3 protein-coding genes are annotated in these 2,545 nt (G+C 73.7%); 2 read left to right on the forward strand and 1 reads right to left on the reverse strand.

What is annotated here, in order from left to right; all coding sequences use genetic code 11:
- Window positions 1-318, reverse strand: a 318-nt coding sequence (locus AB0M20_RS37695) for a DUF998 domain-containing protein (RefSeq protein WP_364305605.1), incomplete at its 3' end; no start/stop codon positions are given.
- Window positions 319-452: 134 nt separating this feature from the next.
- Between AB0M20_RS37695 and AB0M20_RS37700 the strand changes: the two genes are divergently transcribed.
- The gene (locus AB0M20_RS37700) at window positions 453-776 is read left to right on the forward strand and encodes a YciI family protein (RefSeq protein ID WP_364305607.1); all 324 of its coding nucleotides are present in this window, start codon (window positions 453-455) and stop codon (window positions 774-776) included.
- A partial coding sequence (locus tag AB0M20_RS37705) for a sigma-70 family RNA polymerase sigma factor (protein ID WP_364305609.1) occupies window positions 777-2,545 on the forward strand: 1,769 nt, incomplete at its 3' end.

Raw genomic sequence — 2,545 nt, forward strand, 5'->3', positions numbered from 1 at the left:
GTCCATCACCAGGACGCCGGCGGCGAGCAGGCCGGCGCCGGCGACCCGGACCAGCCACGGCGCCCAGACCCCGGCCAGGGCGCGGGCTCCGACGATGGTGAGAACGCCGGCGACGACGAAGTTGGCGATCTGGATCCAGCCGAGCGAGCCGGTGCTCAGGAGGCTCAGCGGGTGCCGCGTGATGTCGAAGTCGTCGCGGGCGGCGGCCTGGGTCAGCGAGACGGCGGCCCACAGCGGGCCGGCGACGGCGAGGGCGGTGGCACGGGCGGTGGCGTGGTTGAACGAAACTGCGGTGCGGGTGGTGGCGACGGCGGTCATCTCGTACTCCCTGGGTCGGTGTTGGGTTCTGCCAGGTCGTCGGATGGGCAGCTCTGACAGGTAATGCTGTAATTACCTGTCACATCGGGCTCTGCGACGTCGGTGCAGGAAGCCAACGAAAGAAGGAGAACGTCATGCGTTACCTGATGATGCAGAAGGCCGACGGCCGCGAGCCCACCCCGCAGCTCTACGCGGACATGGCCGCCTTCGTGCAGGAGCTGACCGCGTCCGGCGTGCTGCTGGCCACCGGCGGCCTCGACCCCGCCGGCTTCAAGATCACCTCGGAGGGCGACGACATATCCGTCGTCGACGGCCCGTTCACCGAGGCCAAGGAGGCGATCGCGGGCTTCGCGCTGATCGAGGTGCGCAGCAAGGAGGAGGCGATCGAGCTCGGCCGCCGGTTCCGCCGGATCGTCGGGGACGGCGAGAGCACCGTCCAGCAGGTGTTCGGTCCGTAGATGGACGTGGCCGCCACCGTCGGGGTGGTCTGGAAGCAGGAGTCCGCGCGCATCGTCGCCGGACTCCTGCGGCTCGTCCACGACGTCGGGCTGGCCGAGGAGATGGCCCAGGAGGCGCTGGTCGCCGCGCTGGAGCAGTGGCCGGCGACCGGCGTCCCGGACAACCCCGCGGCGTGGCTGACCACCATCGCCAAGCGGCGGGCGGTCGATCACCTCCGCCGGTCGCAGCGGCTCACCCAGGCCGTCGCCGAGCCGGTGCAGGCCGACGAGCAGGAGCGCGACGACGTCCTCCGGCTGATGTTCATCTCGTGCCACCCGGTGCTGCCAACGCGGCAGCGGGTGGCCCTCACGCTGCGCGTCGTCGCCGGGCTGAGCACCGCCGAGATCGCCCGCGCGTTCCTGGTCACCGAGCCCGAGATCGTCCGCCGGATCGCCGCCGCGAAACGCGCCCTGGCCGGGTCCGGCGCCGCCTACGAGCTCCCGACCGGCGACGAGCTGCGGGAACGCCTGTCGTCCGTGCTCGAGGTCGTCTACGCGGTCTTCAACGAGGGCTACTCGGCGAGCTCGGGCGACGACCTGATGCGGCCCGACCTGTGCCTGGAGGCGCTGCGGCTGGGCCGCCTGCTGGCCGGGCTGGCGCCGGACGAGGCCGAGGTGCACGGGCTGGTCGCGCTGATGGAGGTGCAGCAGTCCCGCTCGGCGGCGCGCACCGGGCCGTCCGGCGAGCCGATCCCGCTGCACGAGCAGAACCGCGGGCTGTGGGATCGGTTGCTCATCGAGCGCGGGTTCGCGGCGATGCTGCGAGCGCGCGCGGCCGGCGGCCGGCCGGGAGGCAGACCCGGCGTGTACGTGCTGCAGGCCGCGATCGCCGTCTGCCACGCGCAGGCGCGGACGGCCGAGGACACCGACTGGGTGCAGATCGCCACGCTCTACGAGGCGCTGGTCCGGCTGTTGCCGACGCCCGTGGTGCAGCTCAACCGAGCGGTGGCGCGCGGGTTCGCGGAGGGGCCGGCGGCCGGTCTCGAGGTGCTCGACACGCTGCGCGCCGATCCGTCGATGCGGGATTACCACCTGCTGCCCGGTGTGCGCGGCGACCTGCTGCAGCGGCTCGGGCGGCTGGACGAGGCGCGGTTCGAGTTCGAGCGCGCGGCCTCGCTCGCGCCGACCGGCCCCGAGCGTGACTTCCTGCGCCGGCGCGCGTCCTCCTTCGACGACGGTCCCGCCCTGGGCGCGGCGATCTCGGAGTTCCTGAGTGGCCTGTCCCCCGCGACCGCGCGGGCCTACGGCCAGACCCTGCAACGGGTACGCCGATCCCTCGGCGACCGCACCCCCCTGTCGGTCGTGACCGCCGACCGCGTCACCGCCGTCTTCGACACCACCTGGGCCCACACGTCGGCCCGCACCTGGAACCGGCATCGCGCCGCCGTGCGCTCCTTCGCCGGCTGGGCCGGGCTGCCCGACACGGGCCGTGACCTGGTGGCCGGGATCGAGCGCCGGGTCGAGGAGCCGGCCGAGCGACCAGAGGTCTCCGCCGACACCGACGGGCCGTTGCGGGAGCGCGTGCTCTGGTCGCTGTTGCGGGAGTCGGGGGCGCCGGTCGGGGCGGTGCTGGCGCTCAACGTCGAGGACCTGGATCTGGACGATCGCCGGGCGCGGGCCGGGGACCGCTGGATAGGCTGGCGGTCGGGCACCGCCGCGCTGTTGCCGGGCTTGCTCGCCGGGCGCGCCCGGGGCCCGCTGTTCCTCTCCGACCGCAGACCGGGGCCTGC

The organism is Actinoplanes sp. NPDC051633 (assembly GCF_040681735.1).
Classification (GTDB): Bacteria; Actinomycetota; Actinomycetes; order Mycobacteriales; family Micromonosporaceae; genus Actinoplanes.

What these genes read in the sequence shown, in the direction of transcription:
- AB0M20_RS37700 (WP_364305607.1), top strand. Translation starts at nt 453, where the DNA reads ATGCGTTACCTGATGATGCAGAAGGCCGACGGCCGCGAGCCCACCCCG.